Source organism: Brachybacterium huguangmaarense, assembly GCF_025725725.1.
Lineage (GTDB): Bacteria > Actinomycetota > Actinomycetes > Actinomycetales > Dermabacteraceae > Brachybacterium > Brachybacterium huguangmaarense.
The window spans coordinates 1,705,880-1,731,068 of sequence record NZ_CP107020.1; the positions used below are offsets into that span (position 1 = coordinate 1,705,880).

Annotated in this window: 22 protein-coding genes; 19 read left to right on the forward strand and 3 right to left on the reverse strand. The window is 72.4% G+C overall.

Annotation, left to right across the window (positions count from 1 at the left end):
- Positions 1 to 20 precede the first annotated feature (20 nt).
- Positions 21 to 1,520 carry a L,D-transpeptidase family protein gene (locus BRM3_RS07630; protein ID WP_263592736.1) on the reverse strand — a complete coding sequence of 500 codons (1,500 nt, stop codon included), beginning with the start codon at positions 1,518 to 1,520 and terminating at the stop codon, positions 21 to 23.
- Between the two features lie 357 nt (positions 1,521 to 1,877).
- Here BRM3_RS07630 and BRM3_RS07635 point away from each other — a divergent pair, with 357 nt between their 5' ends.
- From BRM3_RS07635 to BRM3_RS07660, 6 genes are all read left to right on the forward strand, one after another.
- The gene (locus tag BRM3_RS07635; protein WP_263592737.1) at positions 1,878 to 2,900 is read left to right on the forward strand and encodes a bifunctional riboflavin kinase/FAD synthetase; all 1,023 of its coding nucleotides are present in this window, start codon (positions 1,878 to 1,880) and stop codon (positions 2,898 to 2,900) included.
- A gap of 169 nt (positions 2,901 to 3,069) precedes the next feature.
- A complete protein-coding gene (gene rpsO, locus BRM3_RS07640) occupies positions 3,070 to 3,339 on the forward strand; it encodes a 30S ribosomal protein S15 (RefSeq protein WP_263592738.1) in 270 nt (89 codons plus the stop codon).
- Between the two features lie 241 nt (positions 3,340 to 3,580).
- Entirely contained in the window at positions 3,581 to 5,842 is a 2,262-nt protein-coding gene (locus BRM3_RS07645) for a polyribonucleotide nucleotidyltransferase (RefSeq protein ID WP_263592739.1), read from the forward strand.
- A 396-nt stretch (positions 5,843 to 6,238) separates the two neighbouring features.
- Positions 6,239 to 7,573: a M16 family metallopeptidase gene (locus tag BRM3_RS07650; RefSeq protein WP_263592740.1), complete on the forward strand. Its 1,335-nt coding sequence runs from the start codon at positions 6,239 to 6,241 to the stop codon at positions 7,571 to 7,573.
- A gap of 31 nt (positions 7,574 to 7,604) precedes the next feature.
- Positions 7,605 to 8,360 (forward strand): 4-hydroxy-tetrahydrodipicolinate reductase, encoded by a 756-nt coding sequence (gene dapB, locus BRM3_RS07655; protein WP_263592741.1) that lies wholly within the window; start codon positions 7,605 to 7,607, stop codon positions 8,358 to 8,360.
- Position 8,361: 1 nt separating this feature from the next.
- Positions 8,362 to 8,781 (forward strand): hypothetical protein, encoded by a 420-nt coding sequence (locus BRM3_RS07660; RefSeq protein ID WP_263592742.1) that lies wholly within the window; start codon positions 8,362 to 8,364, stop codon positions 8,779 to 8,781.
- Between the two features lie 31 nt (positions 8,782 to 8,812).
- Here BRM3_RS07660 and BRM3_RS07665 read toward each other — a convergent pair whose 3' ends face one another.
- Together BRM3_RS07665 and BRM3_RS07670 are read right to left on the reverse strand one after the other, a co-directional pair.
- Positions 8,813 to 9,127, reverse strand: coding sequence for an AzlD domain-containing protein (locus BRM3_RS07665; protein WP_263592743.1), 315 nt, complete (start codon positions 9,125 to 9,127; stop codon positions 8,813 to 8,815).
- Positions 9,124 to 9,831 (reverse strand): AzlC family ABC transporter permease, encoded by a 708-nt coding sequence (locus BRM3_RS07670; RefSeq protein WP_263592744.1) that lies wholly within the window; start codon positions 9,829 to 9,831, stop codon positions 9,124 to 9,126. The genes BRM3_RS07665 and BRM3_RS07670 overlap by 4 nt, the downstream gene beginning before the upstream one ends.
- A gap of 296 nt (positions 9,832 to 10,127) precedes the next feature.
- Here BRM3_RS07670 and nagE point away from each other — a divergent pair, with 296 nt between their 5' ends.
- The 13 genes from nagE (at position 10,128) to miaB (ending at position 25,182) form a co-directional block, all read left to right on the forward strand.
- Positions 10,128 to 12,041: an N-acetylglucosamine-specific PTS transporter subunit IIBC gene (nagE, locus tag BRM3_RS07675; protein ID WP_263592745.1), complete on the forward strand. Its 1,914-nt coding sequence runs from the start codon at positions 10,128 to 10,130 to the stop codon at positions 12,039 to 12,041.
- 122 nt (positions 12,042 to 12,163) lie between these two features.
- On the forward strand, positions 12,164 to 12,886 hold the full coding sequence (locus BRM3_RS07680) for an HAD family hydrolase (RefSeq protein ID WP_263592746.1): 723 nt from the start codon (positions 12,164 to 12,166) through the stop codon (positions 12,884 to 12,886).
- Between the two features lie 31 nt (positions 12,887 to 12,917).
- Positions 12,918 to 13,637, forward strand: a complete 720-nt coding sequence (gene thyX, locus BRM3_RS07685) for an FAD-dependent thymidylate synthase (protein WP_263592747.1) — start codon at positions 12,918 to 12,920, stop codon at positions 13,635 to 13,637.
- 44 nt (positions 13,638 to 13,681) lie between these two features.
- Positions 13,682 to 14,623 carry a 4-hydroxy-tetrahydrodipicolinate synthase gene (gene dapA / locus BRM3_RS07690; RefSeq protein WP_263592748.1) on the forward strand — a complete coding sequence of 314 codons (942 nt, stop codon included), beginning with the start codon at positions 13,682 to 13,684 and terminating at the stop codon, positions 14,621 to 14,623.
- Positions 14,620 to 16,311, forward strand: a complete 1,692-nt coding sequence (locus BRM3_RS07695; protein WP_263592749.1) for a ribonuclease J — start codon at positions 14,620 to 14,622, stop codon at positions 16,309 to 16,311. Before dapA ends, BRM3_RS07695 begins: the two co-directional genes overlap by 4 nt.
- A gap of 315 nt (positions 16,312 to 16,626) precedes the next feature.
- Positions 16,627 to 19,377, forward strand: coding sequence for an FtsK/SpoIIIE family DNA translocase (locus tag BRM3_RS07700; protein WP_263592750.1), 2,751 nt, complete (start codon positions 16,627 to 16,629; stop codon positions 19,375 to 19,377).
- A 31-nt stretch (positions 19,378 to 19,408) separates the two neighbouring features.
- Positions 19,409 to 20,017 (forward strand): CDP-diacylglycerol--glycerol-3-phosphate 3-phosphatidyltransferase, encoded by a 609-nt coding sequence (gene pgsA / locus BRM3_RS07705; RefSeq protein ID WP_263592751.1) that lies wholly within the window; start codon positions 19,409 to 19,411, stop codon positions 20,015 to 20,017.
- On the forward strand, positions 20,014 to 20,550 hold the full coding sequence (locus BRM3_RS07710) for a CinA family protein (protein ID WP_263592752.1): 537 nt from the start codon (positions 20,014 to 20,016) through the stop codon (positions 20,548 to 20,550). Before pgsA ends, BRM3_RS07710 begins: the two co-directional genes overlap by 4 nt.
- Before the next feature lie 343 nt (positions 20,551 to 20,893).
- The gene (locus BRM3_RS07715) at positions 20,894 to 21,205 is read left to right on the forward strand and encodes a helix-turn-helix domain-containing protein (RefSeq protein ID WP_263592753.1); all 312 of its coding nucleotides are present in this window, start codon (positions 20,894 to 20,896) and stop codon (positions 21,203 to 21,205) included.
- 3 nt (positions 21,206 to 21,208) lie between these two features.
- Positions 21,209 to 21,436, forward strand: a complete 228-nt coding sequence (locus tag BRM3_RS07720; RefSeq protein WP_263592754.1) for a DUF3046 domain-containing protein — start codon at positions 21,209 to 21,211, stop codon at positions 21,434 to 21,436.
- Between the two features lie 321 nt (positions 21,437 to 21,757).
- Positions 21,758 to 22,879 carry a recombinase RecA gene (recA, locus tag BRM3_RS07725; RefSeq protein ID WP_263592755.1) on the forward strand — a complete coding sequence of 374 codons (1,122 nt, stop codon included), beginning with the start codon at positions 21,758 to 21,760 and terminating at the stop codon, positions 22,877 to 22,879.
- Positions 22,880 to 22,902: 23 nt separating this feature from the next.
- Positions 22,903 to 23,529: a regulatory protein RecX gene (locus tag BRM3_RS07730; protein ID WP_263592756.1), complete on the forward strand. Its 627-nt coding sequence runs from the start codon at positions 22,903 to 22,905 to the stop codon at positions 23,527 to 23,529.
- A gap of 39 nt (positions 23,530 to 23,568) precedes the next feature.
- Entirely contained in the window at positions 23,569 to 25,182 is a 1,614-nt protein-coding gene (gene miaB / locus BRM3_RS07735; protein WP_263592757.1) for a tRNA (N6-isopentenyl adenosine(37)-C2)-methylthiotransferase MiaB, read from the forward strand.
- The last annotated feature ends 7 nt before the right edge of the window (positions 25,183 to 25,189 follow it).

A 25,189-nucleotide genomic window follows, 5' to 3' on the forward strand; every position in this document is an offset into this window, starting at 1 on the left:
GGCGTCGGGGGAGCGGTCGATCAGTAGTGCACGACCACCTTGGTGCCCATGGACGCCCAGTTGTAGACCCACTTGGCCTCGGACGGCCGCATGTTCACGCAGCCGTGCGAGCCGGAGTAGCCGAAGGAGGAGCGCCACGGCGCGCCGTGGATCGCGTAGCCGCCCTCGAAGTACTGCACCCAGGGCACGTCCTTCGTGTAGTAGTACCGCGAGTCCGACTCGGGGTACTTCGAGGCGTTGGTCATGTCCTGCTTCTCGAGCCGGTTGTAGATGTGGAACGTGCCGGTGACCGTCTCGTAGCCCTTCTTGCCGTCGACGATCTTCTTGGGGCCGTAGACCGGGGTCTCGCCGACGTAGGCGGTCAGCGTCTTGTCCGACAGGTTCACGTCGATCCACTTCTCGCCGGTCGGCTCCGCGGTCGCGGTGGTCGACGAGTCGGTCGAGGCGGTGGGGGTCTTGGCCTTGGTGACCTTGGCCGCGACGGGCGCGGTCTCGAAGGAGGCCTCGACGTTCGAGCCCTCGTTGAGGCCGGTGACGATCTGCTGGGTGACGGCGTCCGCGTTGGACACCTCCGAGCCGTCCTTCTTCTCGGAGATCACCTTGGTGACGTTGCCGGCGTCGTCGACCTGCTCGATGCCGTCGACGGGCTCGACCGAGACCTTCTCGGCGCGCCCGGACACCCAGTCGGCGACCTTGGAGTCGTCGACCTTGACGTCGTAGCCGTCGCCCGCCTCGTTGAGGACCGGGCTGTACCAGTCGCCGCGGGTCTTCTTGGAGGCCTCGTAGGACTTGCCGTTCGCGGAGGTGACGATGACGGTCTGGTCGAGACGCTGCTCGATCGTGTCGACGGCCTGCTGCGCGGCCTCGTCGGAGATCGCGGGCTGGACCTCCTGGGTCTGCTGCTCGATGCTGAAGCTCTTGAGCGCGGGGGCCTGCGTGCTCACGGCCTCGACGAAGGCGGCGGGGTCCACGCCCTGGCCGGCCTTGCCCGGCTCGACGCTCCAGGTCTTGGCGTCCTCGTCGTAGACGACCTGGGCGTCGGTCGCGGCGGCGTCCTCGTCGGACACGAGGGACTTGGCGTACTGGCCCGCGACGGCCGAGTCGACCGAGACGACGGGCTCGATCGTCCGGGTGCCGTCGAACGCGGACTTCACGGTGTTCACGACGTCGCCGCTGTGGTCCGCCGCCTTCGCGGCCGTGGCCTGCGCGTCGACGGACACCCCGAGGTCGGCGAGCGTCGCCTCGCGCGCCTCGCCGTTGGTGGTGACCGTGACGGTGACGGCCTCGGCGTGCGTGGTCACGAGGTCGGCGATCTGGGCGGGGCTCTGGCCGGCGACGTCCTGGCCGAGCACCGTGGTGCCCGGGAGCGCCTTGCCGTCGTACTGCTTGGCGTACGCCACCGAGCCGCCGATGCCCACGAGGGCGAGGACGACGACGATGGCGACGATGATCAGCGCCGCCCGTCGGCCGGCGCGGCCGTGGGACCCGCCGGGGGTCTCCATCTCGGTCACGGTGGACATGTGGTGTGCTCCGATCGTCCGGTCGGTTCCTGGTCCATGCCGCTCCCGAGCGGGAGGGCGCGGGGTGGCACCCCGGGAGCCGCCGTCCTTGCAGGCTACCGGAGGGCGTCGGCGAGATCGAGGCTCGTGCCGTCACGAGTGGGTCACAGTCGGCGCCCAGGCATCGAAAGACGCGCGGTGCGCCTCGGGACCCGGAGATGTCACGGATGACGGGGGTCACAGGACCGGCGTGTCGGGCTCTGTCTCCCCGCTCTCGTGCGTGCGCCGGGCCTGCCGCGAGCGGGGATACAGTGTCCTCCGTCCCGCGTCCTGCGCACGAGCGCGGACCCATGCCCCTGAGGAAGGACCCGGCCCGCCGTGACCCGCATCCCCGTCTGGCGCTCCGTCGCGGAGATCCCGGCCGACCTCGGTGCGACCGCCGTGACCATCGGCAACTTCGACGGGGTCCACCGCGGGCACCGGGCGGTCCTCGACCAGCTCACCGCCGTCGCCGCCGAGCGCGCGCTCGCCCCGGTGGCCCTCACCTTCTGGCCCCACCCGCGCCACGTGTGCGTCATGCCGGGCGTGCCGCGCCTCGTCACGGGTCAGCACGAGCGCGACGAGCTGCTCGGCGAGGCCGGGCTGCGCGGCGTGCTGGACCTCGAGTTCACGTGGGACTTCGCCCAGCACTCGCCCGAGGACTTCGTGCGGATCTTCCTCGTCGAGGCCCTGCACATGCGGTGCATCGTGATGGGGGAGGACTCCCGCTTCGGCAAGGACAACGCGGGCGACCTCGCTGCCATGCGCGAGCTCGGCACGCGATACGGCTTCGAGGTCGTCACGGTCGAGGAGTACGGCCCCGGGGCCCAGGGCGAGGGGGCGCGGATCTCCTCGAGCGCCGTCCGCGCCGCGCTCGAGACGGGGGACGTGGCGCACGCGGCGCGCATGCTCGGACGGCCCCACCGGGTCAGCGACGTCGTCCACCACGGCTTCAAGCGCGGCCGGGAGCTCGGCTTCCCGACCGCCAACCTCGGTCCCGCCCCCGAGGGGCTCGTACCCGCCGACGGCGTGTACGCGGGCTACCTCACGGTGACCGCCCAGGCGCCCGAGCACGAGGGGACGCCGCCGCTCGTGCGGGCGCCCGCGACCATCTCGATCGGCACCAACCCCACGTTCCGGGTGGACGACGGCCCCGCCCCGCGCATGGTCGAGGCCTATGTGCACGGCCCCCAGGACCTCGACCTCTACGGCGACACCGTGCGCCTGGAGTTCGTGGACCGGCAGCGTCCCACCCTGCGCTTCGACTCGATCGACGAGCTCATCGCGCAGATGCGCCGCGACAAGGCTGTGACGGTCCGCACGCTCGAGGGCGAGGCCCTCGGCGCCGAGGCGCGCGACTGATACCCTCCTAGGGCCGTGAACTCGGCCGCGGAGAGTCCCGCGCGCCCACCGGCCCCTGGCATCCGACATGCGTCGGCATGTGCTCGAGGGCCCGGGCGGAGAGCGGACTCGTCCACAGAGCCCGGGAGAACATGCCCCGGTGCGCCGCGCAACGATCAAGGGAGAGCCAGTGGCCTTCGATACCGCTACCAAGCAGGACATCATCAAGGAGTACGGGACGCACGAGGGCGACACCGGTTCGCCCGAGGTCCAGGTCGCGCTCCTGACTCACCGCATCACGTACCTGACCGAGCACCTCAAGGAGCACAAGCACGACCACCACACCCGTCGTGGTCTCATGCTCCTGGTCGGTCAGCGCCGCCGTCTGCTCAAGTACCTGCAGACCGTCGACATCGAGCGGTACCGTTCGCTGATCCAGCGACTCGGCATCCGCCGCTGATCATCCGCCGCCGCTCGCCCCGATGAGGGGCGGGCGGCGGTTCGGCGTCCGTCCCGGAACCGGGGCGGGCGCGCCGCGCCGGCCCCCGTCGGACGCGGCACCCCTGCACGTCCTCGCCGGGCTCGGTCCTCGGCAGTGGCTCGCGGAACCCCGCCTCCCGGCGGGCAGACCGCGGACGACTGGCGATGACCGCGCTCGAGCGGCGGGGACACCCCTCTGACACAAGGAGTTCCCTATGGCCATGGAAGGCCCTGAGATCACCGCCACCACCGCCGTCATCGACAACGGCTCGTACGGCAAGCGCGAGGTGCGCTTCGAGACCGGACGCCTGGCCCAGCAGGCCGCGGGCGCGGTCGCCGTCTACCTCGACGACGACACGATGGTCTTCTCCGCGACCGCCGTCTCGAACAAGCCCAAGGACCAGTTCGACTTCTTCCCGCTCACGGTCGACGTCGAGGAGCGCATGTACGCCGCGGGCCGCATCCCCGGCTCGTTCTTCCGTCGCGAGGGCCGCCCGGGCACCGACGCGATCCTCGCCTGCCGGCTCACCGACCGCCCGCTGCGCCCGGCCTTCGTCAAGGGCCTGCGCAACGAGGTCCAGGTCGTCCTGACCGTCATGTCCGTCAACCCCGACGACGCGTACGACGTCGTGGGCATCAACGGCGCCTCGGCCTCCACGCAGATCTCCGGTCTGCCCTTCAACGGCCCGATCGGCGGCGTCCGCGTCGCCCTCATGCCGAACGCCCAGGGCGGCCAGTGGGTCGCGTTCCCGACCTTCAGCCAGCTCGACGAGGCCGTCTTCTCGATGGTCGTCGCGGGCCGCATCGTCGGGGACGAGGCGGGACATCAGGACGTCGCGATCATGATGGTCGAGGCGGAGGCCACCGACAACGCCTGGAGCCTCATCAAGGACCAGGGCGCGATCGCCCCCACCGAGGAGGTCGTGGCCGAGGGCCTCGAGGCCTCCAAGGTCTTCATCCGCTCGCTGTGCGAGGCCCAGCAGGAGCTCGCCGCGACCGCCGCCAAGCCGGTGCGCGAGTTCCCCCTGTTCCTGGACTACCAGGACGACGCGTACGACATCGTCGCCGCGGCCGCGACCGACCGCCTCCGCCAGGTCATGTCGATCGCCGGCAAGCAGGAGCGCGAGGAGCGCACCGAGCAGCTGCTCGGCACCCTCCGTGAGGAGCTCGGCGCCGAGGGCGCCCAGCTCGAGGGCCGCGACAAGGAGATCTCGGGCGCCTTCCGCGCGCTGACCAAGAAGGTCGTGCGCGAGAAGATCCTGACCGACGGCGTGCGCATCGACGGCCGCGGCCTCAAGGACATCCGCCAGCTCTCGGCCGAGGTCGAGGTGCTGCCGCGCGTGCACGGCTCGGCCCTGTTCGAGCGCGGCGAGACCCAGATCATGGGCGTCACGACGCTCAACATGCTCAAGATGGAGCAGCAGATCGATTCGCTGTCCCCGGTGCATCACAAGCGCTACATCCACCACTACAACTTCCCGCCCTTCTCGACGGGCGAGACCGGCCGCGTCGGCTCCCCGAAGCGCCGCGAGATCGGCCACGGCATGCTCGCCGAGCGCGCCCTGGTGCCGGTGCTCCCGGGCCGCGAGGAGTTCCCCTACGCGATCCGCCAGGTCTCCGAGGCGCTCGGCTCCAACGGCTCGACCTCCATGGGCTCCGTGTGCGCCTCGACCCTGTCGCTGCTCAACGCGGGCGTGCCGCTCAAGGCGCCCGTCGCGGGCATCGCGATGGGCCTCGTCTCCGACACCGTCGAGGGCGCGACCCGCTACGCGGCGCTCACCGACATCCTCGGTGCGGAGGACGCCTTCGGCGACATGGACTTCAAGGTCGCCGGCACCTCCGAGTTCGTCACCGCGATCCAGCTCGACACCAAGCTCGACGGCATCCCCGCCTCCGTGCTCGCGTCGGCGCTGAGCCAGGCCCGCGAGGCGCGCCTGCACATCCTCGGCGTGCTGTCCGAGGCGATCGACACGCCCGACGAGATGAGCCCGAACGCCCCGCGCGTCATCGCGGTCACCATCCCCGTCGACAAGATCGGCGCGGTCATCGGCCCCAAGGGCCAGATGATCAACCAGATCCAGGACGACACGGGCGCCGACATCACGATCGAGGACGACGGCACCGTCTACATCGGCGCGACCGACGGCCCCTCCGCGGAGGCCGCGCGCGGCGCGATCAACGCGATCGCCAACCCGATGGTCCCCGAGGTCGGGGAGCGCTACATCGGCACCGTCGTGCGCGTGGTCGACTTCGGCGCGTTCATCTCGCTCACCCCGGGCAAGGACGGCCTGCTGCACGTCACCCAGCTGCGCAAGCTCAACGGGGGCAAGCGCGTCGAGAACGTCGAGGACGTCGTGAAGGTCGGCCAGAAGGTCGAGGTGGAGATCCGCGAGATCGACGCCCGCGGCAAGATCTCCCTCGCCGTCGTCGAGGACGAGAAGCCGGCCGCGGCCGACGCCGACGAGGCGCCCACGGCCGAGTGATCTGATCGCCCGCTCCGCCGCCGCGGAGCGCGACTCGTCGCCCGCGTCGCCAGGCCGGGCGCGGCAGAGGGGCGGGGTCGTGTCCGAGAACGGACGCGGCCCCGCCCCTCGCGGCGTGGTGGGCGCTGGTCGCTCCCACCCGCCTCCGCGTCGCGTCGACGATTCGACTGCTGCGTTCGCGTCGCTCTGGTCGACCCGAGCGACGTGAACGTGAACCTCGATGCGCCGTTCCGACGTGACCGTGAACCTCGATGCGCCGTTCCGACGTGACCGTGAACCTCGAGGCGCGCCCCGAGAGCAGGGAGCGGCTCGAGGCGGGCGTTCCCGCGGGAACGCGTGCCCAGGTCTGCCGCACGGTCCTCGTGCACCGGCGCCGCTTCGTGGGAGGATTCTCCGGTGCCTGTCGACCTCCCGATGTCCGATGCCGCCTCCGACCTGATCCTCGCCGAGGACGGCTCCCTCGTCCGCCGCTCGATCCTGCCCGGCGGGGTCCGCCTGCTCACCGAGACCGACACCTCGGTCCGCTCCGTGAGCATCGGCATGTGGCTCCCGGTCGGCTCGCGCGACGAGAGCGCGCCCCACGCGGGCTCGACCCACGTGCTCGAGCACCTCCTGTTCAAGGGCACGGCGCGGCGCAGCGCGCTTGACATCGCCCAGGCCTTCGACGAGGTCGGGGGCGAGTCCAACGCCGTCACCGCCAAGGAGCACACCTTCTACTACGGGCGCGTGCGCAGCGCCGACCTGCCCCTGGCCGTCGATGTGCTCGCGGACATGATCACCTCGGCCACCCTCGCGCCCGAGGCGCTCGCGACCGAGCGCGAGGTGATCCTCGAGGAGCTTGCGATGGCCGAGGACGACCCCACCGACGTCGGCTACGAGACCTTCCTCGCGCAGGTCCTCGGCCCCGACACGGCGCTGGGCCGTCCCGTCGGCGGCACCGCCGAGACCGTCGGCGCGATCTCGGCCGCGGACGTGCGCGACCACTACGCCGAGCACTACCGGCCCGCGAACCTCGTGGTCACCGCGGTCGGGGACCTCGACCACGACGCGCTCGCCGCGCTGCTCGGCCAGCGCCTGGCTGACGGCGGCTGGCAGCTCGCCGACGGCGCGACGCCCGACCCGCGTCGCCCCGACGGCGAGGACCCGGCCCCGGGCGCCGGCGACGCGGCCGCGCTCGTGCCGCTGCGCCTCGCGCGCGACACCGAGCAGACCCACGTGTACCTGGGCGGCCCGGGCATCACCGCCACGAGCGGCGAGCGTCACGTCATGAGCGTGCTCATGTCGATCCTGGGCGGCGGCATGTCCTCCCGCCTGTTCCAGCACATCCGGGAGGAGCGCGGCCTCGCGTACTCCGTGTACTCCTTCAGCGCCGGCTACCGCGGCGCGGGGCTGTTCGGGCTCTATGCCGCGTGCCGCCCCTCCCGCACCGCCCAGGTCGTCGAGCTGATGGCCGCGGAGCTGACGGCCATGGGCCGCGACGGCGTGACCGAGGACGAGATGCGCCGGGCCCTCGGCCAGATCACGGGCTCGCTCGCGCTCGGCCTCGAGGACACGTCCTCGCGCATGGGCCGTCTCGGCACGGCCGAGCTCGTCCACGGCCGCTACACCGATGTCGACGAGGCGGTGGCCCGCTTCGCCTCCGTGCGCGCGGGCGACGTGCAGGACCTCGCCGCGCGCCTCGCCTCGTCCTTCACCACCCGCGTCGACGTCGGCCCCGCCGACGCCGCCTGAGATCCCACCCCAGTCCAGGAGGAACCACCCCATGAGCACTTCCATCGCCGTCGCCGTCCTCGGCGCCGCGGGCCGCATGGGCGCGGCCGCCGTGCACGCCGTCGAGCAGGCCCCCGACCTCGAGCTGGTCGCCGCCATCGGCCGCGGCGACGACCGCGAGCAGGCCGTGCGCGCGGGCGCCCAGGTGGTCGTCGACCTCACCGTGCCCGACGCCACGCGCGACAACGTGCGGTGGGCGATCGAGCGCGGCCTGCACGCCGTGGTCGGGGTCACCGGCTGGGACGAGGACGCCCTCGCCGAGGTCCGCGACGCGCTTGCCGAGCGACCGGGCCTCGGCGTGCTGATCGCCCCCAACTTCGCGATCGGCGCCGTGCTCGCGATGCGGTTCGCGCAGGTCGCGGCCCGCTACTACGAGAGCGCCGAGATCATCGAGATGCACCACCCCGACAAGCTCGACGCCCCCTCGGGGACCGCCCGCCACACGGCGGCGGCGATCGCGAGCGGGCGCGCGAGCGCGGGCCTCGGCCCCGTGCCCGACCGCACCCGGAGCGACCCCGACGGGGCGCGCGGGGCCGTCGTCGACGGGATCCACGTCCACGCCGTGCGCCTGCGCGGCCTCGTCGCCCACGAGGAGATCCTGTTCGGCGGCGTCGGCGAGGAGCTCACCCTCCGCCACGACTCCTTCGACCGCGTGAGCTTCATGCCCGGCGTCCTGCTCGGCATCCGCGAGGTCGCCTCCCACCCCGGCCTGACCGTCGGCCTCGACGGGTACATGGAGCTGGACTGACATGCGCCAGCGCCTCATGGCCGCGGTCATGGTCGTGCTCACCGCGATCTACGCCTGGGGCCTCGGCTGGATCGCCGTCGGCTTCGCCCGCGCGGGCGGGCTGGTCGGCTGGGGGCTCGCCCTCGGCGTCGCGATCCTGCTCGCGCTGACCGTGTGGGTCACGTGGCGCGAGGTCCTGTTCGGCATGGCCGCCGCGCGCCTCGGCCGGGCCTACGCGCCCGCCCGGGACGGGGCCGGCGAGGAGGAGCCGCTCGCGCCGCGGCAGGAGTTCGAGCGGGCGCGCGAGGACCTCGAGCACGGTTCCGCGGACGACTGGCGCGCGTGGTACCGGGTGGGCCTGGCCTACGACGCCCTGCGCGACCGCCGGCACGCCCGCGCCTCGATCCGCCGGGCCATCGACCTCGAGCGCGCCGCCCGCTGAGGCCCGGAGAGGTCCGCGGTCCGCGCGGCCCTCAGGGCAGGCCGAGCAGGCGCAGCCCGGCGGTGACCGCGGCCCCGGCGATCACGACCACGAGGAAGGGCGCCCGTCGCCACAGCAGGAGCGCGGCGACGACGAGGCCCGCGACCCGCGCGTCGAGCACGAGCTGGGACCCGCTCGTGACCGTCTGGGTGGCCACGAGCGCACCGAGCAGGGCGACCGGCAGGAGCGTCGTCACGCGCGCGACGACGGGCCGATCCAGGACGCTCGGCGGCACCTGGTAGCCGAGCCACTTCTGGGCGAAGCTCGCGAGCGCCGCGACGATCACGGCGATCCACAGGATGCTCATGGCCGCCTCCTGCCCGGCAGCGCTCCGACCACGACCGCGACGAGCGCGGCCGCCACGACCGGCAGCCCGGCCGGGAGGACCGGTGTGGTCAGGGCGGCGACGAAGGCCGCGGCGACCGCGATGGCGACCACGTCGAGGGAGCGCAGGCGCGGCCACAGCAGGGCCAGGAACGCGGCGGCGGCCGCACCGTCGAGGCCCCACGCGCCGGGGTCGGCCACGAACTGTCCGGCGAGGGCCCCGACGAGGGAGAACAGGTTCCAGAACACCCAGACCCATACCCCCGCCGCCCAGAAGCCGGCTCGGGTGGCCTCGCGGGTGGAGCCCGACAGGGCGGTCGCCGTCGACTCGTCGATCGTCAGCAGGGAGCGGGCCGCGCCTCTCCACCCGCCCCGCGGCAGCTCACGGGCGAGCATGAGCCCGTACAGGGAGTTGCGGATGCCCAGCAGCACGGAGGCGAGGGCGGCGCCCACGGCGGAGCCGCCGCCCGAGACCACGCCGATGAAGGCGAACTGGCTGCCGCCGGAGAACAGCACGGCCGACAGCACGACCGCCTGCCACACGTCGAGACCCGACGAGGTGGCGAGAGCCCCGAAGGACAGGCCGTAGAGGCCGGTCGCGAGGCCCACCGAGAATCCGCGACGACGGATCGCGGCGACCTCGGCGCTCGGCGCGGGCGCGGCGGGGGAGGGGACGGCGCTCGACATGACGGCCTCACCCTACGGGTGCGCCCACGGCGGCACGGCCGGCGACCATGGGGAGGGCCCGAGGCATGCCATGATCCTCGTCACGCGCGGGCCGCTGACCTGCGGGCCCGGCCGCGCCTCTGCCGGCGGCTGCGGCGAGGGCGCGCGGAGGGTTGCCGATCCGGCCGCGCTGCACCATGATGCTCGTTACTGACTGTTTCCCCATTCAAACAATCAGTTTCAGTCGTGCGTGGATATCCCGTCCACCCCCGTGAGAGGCAACGATGAAGTTCTTCCAACGACTCGGCAGATCCCTGATGCTCCCCGTCGCGGTCCTCCCGGTCGCCGCGATCCTGAGCGGCGTCGGCTACTGGATCCTGACAGCCACCGGCAACGACAGCAACCTCGCCGGCGTCTTCTTCAAGACCGCGGGCGGCGCGATCCTCGACAACCTGCCCCTGCTGTTCGCGATCGGCGTCTCGATCGGCATGGCGACCAAACCGGACGGCACCTCGGCGCTCGCCGGGCTCGTCTCCTGGCTCACGGTGACCACCCTGCTGAGCCCCGCGAGCGTCGCCCTGTTCCGCGGCATCGACGAGGGCAGCGTCAACCCCGCCTTCGACCAGGTGCAGAACGTCTTCGTCGGCATCCTGTGCGGCCTCATCGGCGCCTACTCCTACGACCACTTCAAGGAGACCAAGCTCCCCGACGCGCTCTCCTTCTTCTCCGGGCGCCGGTCGGTCGCGATCGTCTCGGCGGGCGCCTCGCTCGTGCTCGGCCTCGTGCTGTTCTTCGTCTGGCCGCTCGCGTACAGCGGGCTCGTCGCCTTCGGCGAGTTCATCCTGACCCTCGGCCCGGTCGGGGTGGGCATCTACGGCTTCCTGAACCGCCTGCTGATCCCCCTGGGGCTGCACCACGCCCTGAACTCGGTGTTCTGGTTCGACGTGGCCGGGATCAACGACCTGGGCAACTTCCTCAACGGGACGGGCACCTACGGCGTCACCGGGCAGTACATGACCGGCTTCTTCCCCGTCATGATGTTCGGGCTGCCCGGCGCGGCCCTGGCGATGTACGTGACGGCGAAGACCACGCGCCGCAAGGTCGCGGCCGGCGTGCTGCTCTCGAGCGCGGTCGCCTCGTTCTTCGTCGGGGTCACCGAGCCCCTCGAGTTCTCCTTCATGTTCCTCGCGCCCCCGCTGTACGTCGTGCACGCCCTGTTCACGGGCATCTCGATGGCCGTGAGCGCCGCGCTCCCCGTCCGGATGGGCTTCGGCTTCTCGGGCGGCTTCATCGACCTGATCCTGGGCTGGGTGAACCCGATGGCCGAGAACCCGTGGATGATCCCGGTGATGGGCGCCTTCTGGTTCGTCGTCTACTTCCTCGTCTTCCGCTTCATGATCGTTCGCTTCGACCTCAAGACCCCGGGCCGTGAGGACGACGCGCCCGAGGAGGAGAGCGCCGCCGCCGGGACGGGCAAGAACGCCTACCTCGCGACCGCGACCGCCTTCCTCGACGCCCTCGGCGGGGCGTCGAACATCCTGGACCTCGAGAACTGCGCGACCCGCCTGCGCATGCAGGTGGCCGACACCGGCGTGATCGACGACGCGGCGCTCAAGGCGCACGGCGCCGCGGGCGTCATGCGGCCCGGCCGCGGCTCGGTGCAGGTGATCTACGGCCTGAACGTGCAGTTCGTCAAGGACGCGATGGACGCGATCATGAGCGGCGAGGCCGAGCCGGTCACATCCGCCTCGGCCGCCCGGCCCGAGCGCGCCGACGCCGACGGCGCGGACGGCGCCGCCACGGGCGCCACGGCCACGCGCACGAGCCATCTGGTCCGTCTGCGCCAGCCGCTGCCCGGTCGCGTCGTGGACCTCGCCGACGTCCCGGACCCGACGTTCTCCCAGCAGCTCATGGGCCCGGGCGTCGCGGTCGAGCCGACCGCCGGCGAGGTCGTCGCGCCCGCCGCCGGGACCGTGCAGCACGTCTTCGACACCGGGCACGCCGTCGCGATGGTCCTCGACGACGGGACCGAGGTGCTCATCCACGTCGGGCTCGACACCGTGGACATGAAGGGCGACGGCTTCACGCCGCTCGTCCGGGCCGGCGACCACGTCACCTCGGGCACGCCCCTGCTGGGCGTGGACCTCGAGAAGGTCCGCCGCGCGGGGCACCCGACGGTCACCCCCGTGATCGTGCTCAACGACGCGGACGCGGTCATCGAGCTGGTCTGAGAGCACGTCGCGCGGGCGGGCCGGGTGATGTGATCCGGGCGTCGGCGGCCACGGGGCCGATGACGCCCGGATCACGGGCCCGGATCGACGACGGGCGCCGGTGCGTGTGAGAGCGTGAGGGCATGACCGAGACCGCCGTGCCCGCTCCCGAGATCACCGACGCGCTGCCGATGGAGGTCGACGCCCTCCTCCTCGACATGGACGGGACGCTCATCGACTCGGCCCCCGCCGTCCTGCGGTCCTGGAACCGCCTGTTCGGCGAGATGGGCTCCTCGCGCACCTTCACCCCCGACCTGCACGGCATGCCCGCCGCCCAGGTGCTGCGCGGCGCCTTCCCCGATCTCGACGAGGAGGCGATCGCCCGGGCCCATGCGCGCATCGAGGACATGGAGGTCGACGACGTCGACGGCGTCGTGGTGCTCCCGGGCACGCATCGCGTGCTCGGGGAGCTCGAGCGCGCCGCCGAGGCGCTCGGACGCCCCGCCTGGACGATCGTGACGTCGTGCACGCGACGGCTGTTCGAGGCCCGCTGGGCGGTCACCGGGCTCCCGGTCCCCGAGACGATCGTCACGGCCGACCAGGTCACGACGGGCAAGCCCGACCCGGAGCCCTACCGCCTGGGCGCCGAGCGGCTCGGCGTCGACCCGTCCCGCGCCCTCGTGATCGAGGACGCCGTGGGCGGTCTGCGCTCGGGCCGGGAGGCCGGTGCGCGCACCCTGGCCGTCACCACGACGACGGCGGCCGGGGATCTGCAGCCGCTCGCCGAGGCGCTCGTCACCTCCCTCGACGACATCGAGGTGTCCGCACGCGACGGACACCTGGTCGTGGACCGTCGCGGGCGGTGATCCGCGCGGTGCTCGACTAGGCTGGGGGACCATGAGCGACATCGTCTTCCGGTCCGACATGACCGTCGAGCTCGTCCGCGGCGCCGCCCAGGACAGCGACGTCATCTTCGCCGCGCGGGTCTCGACCCAGGGCGAGAAGTCGCTCGCGGCGGCGAACACCGATGCGACCGCCCGGGACCAGGGCCTGATCCGCTACCTCATGCGCGACCGCCACGGCAGCCCCTTCGAGCACAACTCGTTCACCTTCTTCGTCGAGGCCCCGATCTTCGTGTTCCGCGAGTTCATGCGCCACCGCATGGCCAGCTACAACGAGGAGTCGGGCCGCTACCGCGAGCTGCGCCCCGTCTTCTACGTGCCCGCGCGCGAGCGTCGCCTCGTGCAGGTCGGCAAGCCCGGGGCGTACGAGTTCCAGCCGGGCACCGAGGAGCAGCACGCTCTCGTCGACGCCGAGGTCCGGGCGCGCTCGGAGGAGGCCTACGCCTCCTACCGGCGCATGCTCGAGGCCGGCGTCGCACGCGAGGTCGCCCGCACGGTGCTGCCGCTGAACCTGTTCTCCTCGATGTACGTGACCATGAACGCCCGCTCGCTCATGAACTTCCTGTCGCTGCGCACCCGGCGCGACGGGGCGGCGTTCCCCTCCTTCCCGCAGCGGGAGATCGAGATGGTCGCCGAACGGATGGAACAGCACTTCGCCCAGGCGATGCCGATGACCTTCGCCGCCTTCGACGAGGGCGGCCGCATCGCCCCCTGAGCGGCGGCCTCGCCACGCCCCGCACCGAACCCAGGAGAACCCCCATGAGCAGCAGCGACACCGTCCCGACGCGTCCCTTCGGGGCCAACGGGGTGGCCATGGTCACGCCGTTCACCGCCGACACGGAGGCCCTCGACCTCGAGGCCGCCCAGGCGCTCGCCGTCCATCTCGTCGACCAGGGCGTGGACCTGCTCGTGCTGGGCGGCACGACGGGGGAGTCGCCCACGACGAGCGACGACGAGAAGTGCGCCCTCGTGCGGGCCGTGCGCGAGGCGGTCGGTCCCGCGGTCACCATCCTCGCGGGCGTGGGCAGCAACGACACCCGGCACAGCGTGGCCCTCGCACGGCGCAGCGCCGAGCTCGAGATCGACGGCCTGCTCGTGGTGACGCCGTACTACTCCAAGCCCTCGCAGGAGGGCATCATCGTGCACACCGAGGCCGTCGCCGACGCGACCGAGCTGCCCGTCATGCTGTACGACATCCCGGGCCGCTCCGGGGTGCCGCTCGCGGCGGACACGATCCGTCGCCTCGCCGCGCATCCGCGGATCGTCGCCCTTAAGGACGCCAAGGGCGACCTGCAGCAGTCCACGCTCCTGATGGCGACCACGGAGCTGGCCTACTACAGCGGCGAGGACGCCCTGAACCTGCCGTGGCTCGCGATCGGCGGCGCGGGCATCGTGTCGGTCGTCGGCCAGGTCGCGCCCGCCCTCGAGGCCGAGCTGGTCGCCGCGGTCGACGCGGACGACCTGCCCCGTGCCCGCGCCGTGCACGCCCGACTCGCGCCCCTCGTCGAGGCCGTCATGGGCCGCTTCCCGGGCGTCGTCGCCGCCAAGACGGCCCTGCACCTGCAGGGCCTGCTCCCCCATGCCGCCGTCCGCGGCCCGCTCGCCCCCGCCACCGCCGCCCAGACCGCGGCGCTCGCCGAGGTGCTCGAGTCGGCCGAGGGCATCACCCCTGTCAGCCCCACCTCCCGGAGGACTCTGTGAGCATCGCGTTCACCTCGCACCCCAACCAGCCACCCCGCCTCAAGAACGGCACCCTGCGGATCATCCCCCTCGGCGGCCTCGGCGACGTCGGCCGCAACATGACGATCTTCGACATCGACGGCAAGATCCTCGTCGTCGACTGCGGCGTCCTGTTCCCCGAGGAGTCCCAGCCGGGCGTGGACCTGATCCTGCCCGACTTCGACTACCTCCAGGACCGGCTCGACGACATCGTCGGCATCGTCCTGACCCACGGCCACGAGGACCACATCGGCGCGGTCCCGTACCTCCTGCGCCTCAAGCCCGACATCCCGCTCCTGGGCAGCCAGCTGACCCTCGCGTTCATCGAGGCCAAGCTCAAGGAGCACCGCATCAAGCCGTACACGCTCGCGGTCAAGGAGGGCCAGACCGAGCGGCTCGGGCCGTTCGAGCTCGAGTTCGTCGCGGTCAACCACTCGATCCCCGACGCCCTGGCCGTCGCGATCACGACGAGCGCGGGCACCGTGCTGCACACGGGCGACTTCAAGATGGACCAGCTGCCGCTGGACGGCCGGATCACGGACCTGCGCGCCTTCGCGCGGCTCGGCGAGAAGGGCGTCGACCTGTTCATGGTCGACTCGACCAACGCCGAGGTCCCCGGTTTCGTGCGGTCGGAGCGGGAGATCGGGCCGAGCCTCGACACCGTGTTCGACCGCGCCCGCGGCAAGATCGTGGTGGCCTCGTTCTCGAGCCACGTGCACCGCGTCCAGCAGGTCCTCGACGCCGCCGCCCAGCACCACCGCAAGGTCGCGTTCGTGGGCCGTTCGATGATCCGCAACATGAAGATCGCCCAGGAGATGGGCTACCTCACGGTCCCGCGGGACACGCTCGTCGACGTCAAGAAGATCAACGACTTCCCCGACGACCGCATCGTGCTCATGTGCACGGGCAGCCAGGGCGAGCCGATGGCGGCGCTGGGCCGGATCGCCAACCGCGACCACCAGATCTCGGTGGGGGAGGGCGATGTCGTGATCCTCGCGAGCTCGCTCATCCCCGGCAACGAGAACTCGGTCTTCCGGATCGTGAACTCGCTCATGGCGCTCGGCGCCGAGGTGGTCCACCAGGGCAACGCCCGGGTCCACGTCTCGGGGCATGCGTGCGCGGGTGAGCTCCTGTACTGCTACAACATCGTGCGTCCCGGCAACGTGATGCCGGTGCACGGCGAGGTGCGCCACCTGATCGCCAACGGGCGCATCGCCGAGTCCTCCGGGGTGGCCGCCGAGAACATCGTGCTCGCGCGCGACGGCTCGGTGGTCGACCTGCGCGACGGCGTCGCCCGCGTGGTCGGGGAGATCCCCAACGGCTACGTGTACGTCGACGGCTCGAGCGTGGGCGAGGTCTCGGAGGCCGATCTCAAGGACCGTCGCATCCTCTCCGACGAGGGCTTCATCTCGGTCTTCGCGGTGGTCAACTCGGAGACCGGGGCGCTGCTCGCCGGCCCGGAGATCCACGCCCGCGGCGTGGCCGAGGACGACAAGGTGTTCGAGAAGATCAAGCCCGAGATCGTCAAGGCGCTCGAGAAGGCGGTCGCGGACTCGCCCAACAAGCGCGATGCCTATCAGCTGCAGCAGGTGATGCGGCGCGTGGTCGGCCGCTACGTCTCGCGTCTGCGCCGCCGCCCGATGATCATCCCCGTCGTCGTCGAAGCGTGAGGCCGGAGCCGTCGGCGAGGGACGAGCCGGCGGCGCAGGGCGAGCGCGAGGAGACGGCGGCATGAACGGGGTCGTCGTCGAGGCGTGAGGCCGGAGCCGTCGGCGAGGGACGAGTCGGCGGCGCGGGGTGAGCGCGGGGTGACCTGAGCCGCCGCCCCTCGGGTCTCGACGCGGCGGCACGGTAGATTGAGGTCCATGGCGACACGTACGTCTTCCCCCGCACGTGCGTCGAAAGGCTCGTCCCGCACCTCGTCCGCGTCCTCGCGCGGTGCTCGAGGCGGTGGCGCGAACGACCCGTCGACGCTTCCCCTCCCGGTGCGCGCTGTGCGCGCCGGGTACCTCGGCGTGGCCCGGACCGTGGGCGGCGTCGTCCGCGGCATCGGCGTGGCCCGCTGGGAGGTCGCGCACGATCAGCGCCGGGACGGCTATGCGCTGTTCCTGCTGCTGCTCGCCGCGCTCGTCGCGATCCGCGAGTGGTGGCAGGTGCCGGGCGCGTTCTTCGGCGCCGTGCACACGGTCACCGCAGGCACCTTCGGGATCATCTCGGTGGTCCTGCCGCTCCTGCTCGCCGGCTGGTCGCTGCGCATGTTCCGGCGTCCCGACCTGGTGCGCGCGAACTCGCGCATCGCCTTGGGAATGGCGATCCTGCTGACGGCGCTCGCGGCGATCGCCTCGATCGCCGCGCGCATGCCCGCTCCCGCCGACGGCATCTCGGCGCTCGCCCACGGCGGCGGCGTGCTGGGCTACCTCGCGGCCGCGCCCGTGGCGTCGCTCGTGCCGCCCGTCGCCGTGGTCGTGCTCTACGCCGTCGTCGCCTTCTTCGGCGTGCTGGTCCTGACGGCCACCCCCGTCGAGTCGCTCCCGAGCCGTCTGCGCGGCGCCTACCAGACCCTCGTCGGCCGCAGCGAGGACGAGGACGCCGAGCGCGAGGCCTTCGGACTGCGCCCGCGTCGTGCCTCGGCCAGCGCCGCCGAGACCGAGGCCGCCGAGCCCGCCGGGCGCAAGCGCCGCAGCCCGCGCCGCAAGACGTCGGACGAGGACGAGCAGGCCGAGCGCGACCACGACGGCTTCGGCTACGCGGGCGACGAGGCCTTCGCCCGCGGGGTCGACGCCGCCGAGGAGGCGGCCCCCAAGCGCCGCCGCTCCCGGTCCCGCCGCCCCGTCGAGCCCGAGGCGGCGGAGACCGCCGAGACGACCGAGGACGAGACCGAGGTCTACGACGTCATCTCCGAGGAGAACCGGCGCGCGAAGTCGTTCCCGGGCGCGACCACGCCGATGCCGGCGGGCGCCACGCGCGCCGAGGAGGCCCCCGCCCAGAGCCGCCCGGCCGCGAAGGCGCCGTCCGCGCCCGACCTCGTGCCGCCGCCGCTCGGCGATCTTCCCCGGGCGGGCGAGCAGCTCGAGCTCGCAGGCGACGTCGTCTACACCCTCCCGGACTCCGAGTTCCTCATCGAGGGGCCGCCCCACAAGACGCGCAGCGAGGCCAACGACCGCGTGGTCGAGGCGCTCGGCGAGGTGTTCGAGCAGTTCGGGATCAACGCCGAGGTCACGGGCTTCACGCGCGGACCGACCGTGACCCGCTACGAGGTCGAGCTGGGCCTGGGCACCAAGGTCGAGAAGGTCACGGCGCTCAGCAAGAACATCGCCTACGCGGTTGCGAGCGCGGACGTGCGCATCCTCTCGCCGATCCCCGGCAAGAAGGCCATCGGCATCGAGATCCCCAACACCGACCGCGAGACCGTGGCCCTGGGCGACGTGCTGCGCAGCCCCATCGCGACCCGCAATGAGCATCCGATGGTGATGGGCGTGGGCAAGGACGTCGAGGGCGGCTACGTGACGGCGAACCTCGCCAAGATGCCGCACCTGCTCGTCGCGGGCGCCACCGGCGCCGGCAAGTCGAGCTTCGTGAACTCGATGATCACGTCGATCCTGATGCGCGCGACCCCCGAGGAGGTCCGCATGGTCCTCGTCGACCCCAAGCGCGTCGAGCTCACGATCTACGAGGGCATCCCGCACCTCATCACGCCCATCATCACCAACCCCAAGAAGGCCGCCGAGGCCCTCGAATGGGTCGTCAAGGAGATGGACGCGCGCTACGACGACCTCGCGGCCTTCGGCTTCAAGCACATCGACGACTTCAACAAGGCGGTGCGCGCGGGCGAGGTCGCCCCGCCGCCCGGGAGCGAGCGGCGCCTGGCGCCCTACCCCTACCTGCTCGTCGTGGTCGACGAGCTCGCCGACCTGATGATGGTCGCGCCGCGCGACGTCGAGGCGTCGATCCAGCGCATCACCCAGCTCGCGCGCGCCGCCGGCATCCACCTCGTGCTGGCCACGCAGCGCCCGAGCGTCGACGTGGTCACGGGCATCATCAAGGCCAACGTGCCCAGCCGCCTCGCCTTCGCGACGTCCTCCCTCCAGGACTCGCGCGTCATCCTCGACAGCCCCGGCGCGGAGAAGCTCATCGGCCAGGGCGACGCCCTCTTCCACCCGATGGGCCATGCCAAGGCGATGCGCGTGCAGGGGGCGTGGGTCAACGAGTCGGAGATCCACAAGGTCGTCGACCACGTCAAGAAGCAGATGAAGCCCAACTACCGCGAGGACGTCACGGTCACCGCGGCCAAGAAGCAGATCGACGACGACATCGGCGACGACCTCGACGTGCTCGTGCGCGCGGCCGAGCTCGTGGTCACCACCCAGTTCGGCTCGACCTCGATGCTCCAGCGCAAGCTGCGCGTCGGCTTCGCCAAGGCAGGGCGCCTGATGGACCTGCTCGAGTCCCGCGAGATCGTCGGTCCCTCCGAGGGGTCGAAGGCGCGCGACGTGCTCGTGCATCCCGACGACCTCGCCGAGGCGCTCGCCCGCATCACGGGGGACGACGGTCCCCCGAGCGCGAGCACGGCCGGCGGCGGCCCGACGGGCGGCGGCCCCGCCGACGACGGACAGGGCGCCGACCGCTACGGCAGCGACGTCCTGGAGGGTCGGGACGACGACGTCGCCACCGAGTACGACGACGGCGACGAGGCGTCCGACGACGACGAGGACGCCTGGCAGCTCACGGGCCGATGAGCCCGCCGAGCCCACGACACGAGGAGAGACGATGACAGCCCCCGCATCCCCGCCGGACACGGCACCCGTGCCCCTGTGGAACATCGCCAACATCCTCACGATGATCCGGTGCGTCATGGTGCCGGTGTTCATCGTGGTCGCGGCGCTCTACGAGCACTCCGTGCCCGGCCGCTTCGTGATCACCGCGATCTTCGTGGTCGCGATGTTCACGGACTACCTCGACGGGCACCTCGCGCGCAGCCGGAACCTCATCACGGACTTCGGCAAGATCGTCGATCCGATCGCCGACAAGGGCATGACGGGCGCCGCGTTCGTCATGCTGTCGGTGTGGGACTACGTTCCCTGGTGGATGACGATCCTGATCCTGCTGCGCGAGTTCGGCATCACGCTCATGCGCTTCACGATCCTGAAGTACGGGGCGCTGCCCGCGAACCTCGCGGGCAAGGCCAAGACGATGATGCAGTCGATCGCGATCACGTACTGCCTGCTGCCGCTCGAGCTGTGGTGGCCGCCCGCCGCGTGGATCGGGCTCGCGCTCGTCACGATCGCCTTCGTGCTGACGATCTGGTCGGGCCTGGTGAACCTGCGCGACGGTCTCCGCCTGCGCCGCGAGGCCCTCGCATCCGGAGAGCGTCGATGACCTGGGCTGCCCGCGCCTTCGCCGAGGACGGCATCGACCCGCGCGCGGCCCGCATCGTGGCGCACGCCACCGAGAGCGGCCGCACCCTCGCGACGGGGGAGTCCCTGACCGGCGGCGCCCTCGTGTCGGGCCTGGTCGACGTGCCCGGCGCGAGCCGGTGCGTGGTCGGCGGGGCGGTGTGCTACTCGCTCGCGGCCAAGACCCGGCTGCTGGGCGTGGACGCCGACGTGCTCGCCGCGACCGGCGCGGTCACGGCCGAGGTCGCGGCGGCGATGGCCCGCGGGGCGCTGCGCGCCTACGACGCGGACCTCGCGGTCTCGACGACGGGCGTCGCCGGTCCCGGCCCCGACGAGCGGGGGATCGGCCAGGGCACCGTCTTCGTCGCCCTGGCCGACGCCGCGTGGGGCACGGTCGACGTGCGTGAGCTGCATCTCGTGGGCGACCGGGCCGAGGTGCGCCGGCAGACGGTCGACGCCGGCCTGGCCCTGTTCGACGAGGCGCTCGCGCAGGTCAGGGACGACGGGCGGTCCTGACGAGCGGCGCCCTGCGAGGCCCGTCGGGCGCGCCGGCGCGGCACCGGCGAGGCTCGCAGCGCGGACCTGAGGAAGCCTTCAGGCGCCGCCTCGTAGGATCGGGAACACCGACGGGACCCCGTGCGTTGCACTGTTCGTGATGAGCACCTCCAGCAACACCCCGCACACCAGCGCACGTCGTCCCGACCGTCCGATGGGCCGCACGCCCGTCGTGCGACCGGCGGGCACGTTGCGCCAGGGTCGTCCGGGACTTCTCCCGGCGGTCCCTCCGCAGTCCCCGAAGGCCGTATCCGCACAGCCACCGGCGCCGCAGGCGCCCACGACCGCGAAGGGAGGCCGCACGATGGTCGTCTTCCGTCAGGAGCTCGGCGACGTCCTGCGGGACGCACGCCGCAACCAGGGCCGTACCCTCCGCCAGGTGTCGTCCGACGCCCGCGTCTCCCTCGGCTACCTGAGCGAGATCGAGCGCGGCCAGAAGGAGGCCTCCTCGGAGCTCCTCGCCTCGGTCACCGAGGCCCTCGGGCTCCCGCTGTCCTTCGTCCTGCGCGAGGTCTCCGACCGGATCGCCGCGGCCGAGGGCGTGTCCGTGCCCGACACGGTCCCCGTCGAGCTCACCGAGGGCGATGCCCCGCGCGCCCTCGTGGGCGCGCACTGATCCGTGCGCCGCAGCGAGTTCTCCGCGCTGTCCGGCCATGTCTTCGGGCCGACGCTCGCCGCGACCTACACGCGTGAGCTGGTCCTCCCCGCGCTCGGTGGGCGCACCGCCCAGGCGGCGCTCGCCGAGGGCGAGGACGTGCGCCGGGTGTGGAACGCCCTGTGCGACGCGATGGAGGTCCCCGAGTCCCGACGCTGGGAGATCCCGCCCGACCAGCGCCACCGCCGCTGAGAGCGGCGCCGGCGGGGAGCGAGCCCTCCCTCGGCACGAGGTGGGAGCGGTCAGGCGCGCCGCGACACGCCGTGACCGTCGCCGCGACGGAGCGCGACATTCGAACATCTGTTCGGGTACAGTGGTCGCTGTCGGTCGGAGGAGCCGCTCGCGGCACCCACCCCGGAGCTGTCGATCGGTCTCGTCTCGCGCGGAACCCCTCCACACCGGCCACTTGTCCCCACGCATCCGGTCCGCCGGCCCGAGTGTCGGACCCCTCGCCTAGCGTGACATCACGGTCATCGCACGCCGGACCCCCGGCCCCGTGGAAGGAATGAAGACATGCCCGCATCGAAGTCCGCCGCCTCACCGAAGTCCGCCGTCTCGGCGAGCAAGGATCGCGCGTCCTCTCTCGACAACGCCCTCGCCCAGATCGACCGCCAGTTCGGCAAGGGGTCGATCATGCGCCTGGGAGACGACTCCCGGCCGCCGGTCGAGGTCATCCCCACCGGCTCCGTCGCCCTCGACGTCGCCCTCGGCATCGGCGGCCTGCCGCGCGGCCGCATCGTCGAGATCTACGGCCCCGAGTCCTCGGGCAAGACCACGGTGGCGCTCCATGCCGTCGCGAGCGCCCAGCGCAACGGCGGCATCGCCGCGTTCATCGACGCCGAGCACGCCCTGGACCCGGAGTACGCCAAGAAGCTCGGCGTGGACACCGACGCCCTCCTGGTCTCCCAGCCCGACACGGGCGAGCAGGCCCTCGAGATCGCCGACATGCTCGTGCGCTCGGGCGCCCTCGACGTGATCGTGATCGACTCGGTCGCCGCTCTCGTGCCCAAGGCCGAGATCGAGGGCGAGATGGGCGACTCCCACGTGGGTCTCCAGGCCCGCCTCATGTCCCAGGCGCTGCGCAAGCTGACCGGCGCCCTGTCCTCGACCGGCACCACCGCGATCTTCATCAACCAGCTGCGCGAGAAGATCGGCGTGTTCTTCGGCAGCCCCGAGACCACGACCGGCGGCAAGGCGCTGAAGTTCTACGCCTCGGTCCGCATGGACATCCGCCGCATCGAGACCCTGAAGTCCGGCCAGGACTCCGTGGGCAACCGCACGCGCGTCAAGGTGGTCAAGAACAAGATGGCCCCGCCCTTCAAGCAGGCCGAGTTCGACATCCTCTACGGCGAGGGCATCTCGCGCGAGGGCGGCCTGATCGACCTGGGCGTCGAGCACGGCATCGTCCGCAAGTCCGGCGCCTGGTTCACCTACGAGGGCGACCAGCTGGGCCAGGGCAAGGAGAACGCGCGCCAGTTCCTCAAGGACAACCCGGATCTCGCGGTCGACATCGAGCACAAGATCCTGCGCACCCTCGGGGTCGGCGCCTACGCCCAGGAGCAGGCCGTCGAGGAGGCCGCCGACGCCCTCGGCGAGGACGAGTTCCTCGACGAGGACGTCCCGGCGACCATCTGACGGTCCCGCGTCCCCTGTCAGCGATGACCTCGCCGCACGACGACGGCCCGGCCCGGAGCGATCCGCGCCGGGCCGTCGTCCACGCCCTCGAGCGCCGCAGCGCGGCCCTCGTCGCCGAGGGCCCGCGCACCGTGACCGAGCAGGAGGCGGCGTTCGACCGCGCCGTCGTGCACGAGTGCCGCTACCTGCTGCGCCTGCTGTCCGCGCGCCGGCGCTCCGAGCACGAGCTGCGCGCCCGTCTGCGCGAGCGTGAGGTGCCGCGCGCGGTCGCGGCCGAGACGATCGCCCGCACGGCCCGGGCCGGGCTGATCGACGACGCGGCCTTCGCCCGGGACTGGGTCGCCCAGCGCCGGGAGCTGCGCGGCCTGTCCGACGAGGCCCTGCGCCGTGAGCTCGAGACCCGCGGCGTGGCCGGCGACCTCATCGCGACCGCCCTCGCCCTCGGCGAGACCGACGAGGAGGACCGCGCCCGAGCCCTCGTGCGCTCGCGCCTCGCGCGCGACGAGCGAGCACTGCGCGAGGACACCGACGGCTCGATGCGCGGCAAGGTCGCCCGGCGCCTGGACGCCCTGCTGCGTCGCAAGGGCTACGACGGCGCTCTCGCGCTGCGCGTGATCTCGACCGAACTGCGCGCCGTGACCGGTCGCTGACCGCGGGAGCCGCGCGGACCGCCGTACCCTGGAGCCACTATGTCGATCACCGTGCCCGCCCCGCACAGCCCTGCCCCGGCCGCCCCGCAGGCCCCGGCCCCCGCCGATCCGCCCCGCGGCACCTACCAGGTGCGCACCTTCGGGTGCCAGATGAACGTCCACGACTCCGAGCGCCTCACGGGCCTGCTCGAAGGTGCGGGCTACGTGCCCGCCCCCGCCGGCTCCGACGCCTCCCGCGGCGAGGTCGACGTGGTCGTCTTCAACACGTGCGCCGTGCGCGAGAACGCCGACAACAAGCTCTACGGCAACCTGGGGGCCCTCCGGCCCGCCAAGCGCGCCAACCCGGGCATGCAGATCGCGGTGGGCGGCTGCCTGGCCCAGAAGGACCGCTCGGGCATCGTCGAGCGGGCCCCGTGGGTCGACGTCGTCTTCGGCACCCACAACATCGGCTCCCTGCCCGTGCTGCTCGAGCGCTCGCGGCACAACCACGAGGCCCAGGTCGAGATCCTCGAGTCCCTCGAGGTCTTCCCCTCGACCCTGCCCACCCGCCGCGAGAGCGTGTACGCCGCGTGGGTCTCGATCTCCGTGGGCTGCAACAACACGTGCACCTTCTGCATCGTCCCGTCGCTGCGCGGCAAGGAGAAGGACCGCCGCCCGGGCGACGTGCTCGCCGAGGTCCGCGACGTCGTGGACGCCGGCGCCATCGAGGTGACCCTGCTGGGCCAGAACGTCAACTCCTACGGGGTCGAGTTCGGCGATCGCGCCGCCTTCGCGAAGCTGCTGCGGGCCTGCGGCGAGGTCGAGGGCCTCGAGCGGGTCCGGTTCACCTCGCCGCACCCGGCGATGTTCACCGACGACGTGATCGACGCGATGGCCGAGACCTCCGCCGTCATGCCGCAGCTGCACATGCCGCTGCAGTCGGGCTCGGATCGGATGCTCAAGGCGATGCGACGCTCCTACCGCTCGAGCAGGTTCTTCGGCATCCTCGACCGGGTGCGCGACCGCATCCCCGAGGCGGCCATCACGACCGACATCATCGTCGGCTTCCCGGGGGAGACCGAGGAGGACTTCCAGGCGACCCTCGACGTGGTCGAGGCCTCGCGCTTCGCGAGCGCCTTCACGTTCCAGTACTCGATCCGGCCCGGCACGCCCGCGGCCACGATGGCCGACCAGGTCCCCAAGGCCGTCGTCCAGGAGCGCTACGAACGGCTCACGGCGCTCCAGGACCGCATCGCCGCCGAGGAGAACCGCCGCCTCGAGGGCAGCCTCGTCGAGGTCCTCATCGCCGAGGGGGAGGGGGAGCGCGACCGCGAGACCCACCGCGTGTCCGGGCGTGCCCGCGACAACCGCCTCGTGCACCTCGCCCTGCCCGAGGACCTCCCCGCCTCCGAGCGCCCCCGCCCGGGTGACGTCGTGACCGCGACCGTCACGCGCGGCGCGCCCCACTACCTGATCGCCGACAGCGCCCTGGGCACGACGGCCGCGACGCGCGACCCGCGCGCCTTCTCGGTGCGCCGCACCCGCAGCGGCGAGGAGTGGGAACGTCGCCGGGCCGAGCCCGACGACGCGTGCGGCACGGGCGCTTGCGGGACCTCGTCACCCGCTCCGCGGGGGCCGGTCACCCTCGGCCTGCCGAGTCTGCGCCCTCGCTGAGCGGCGC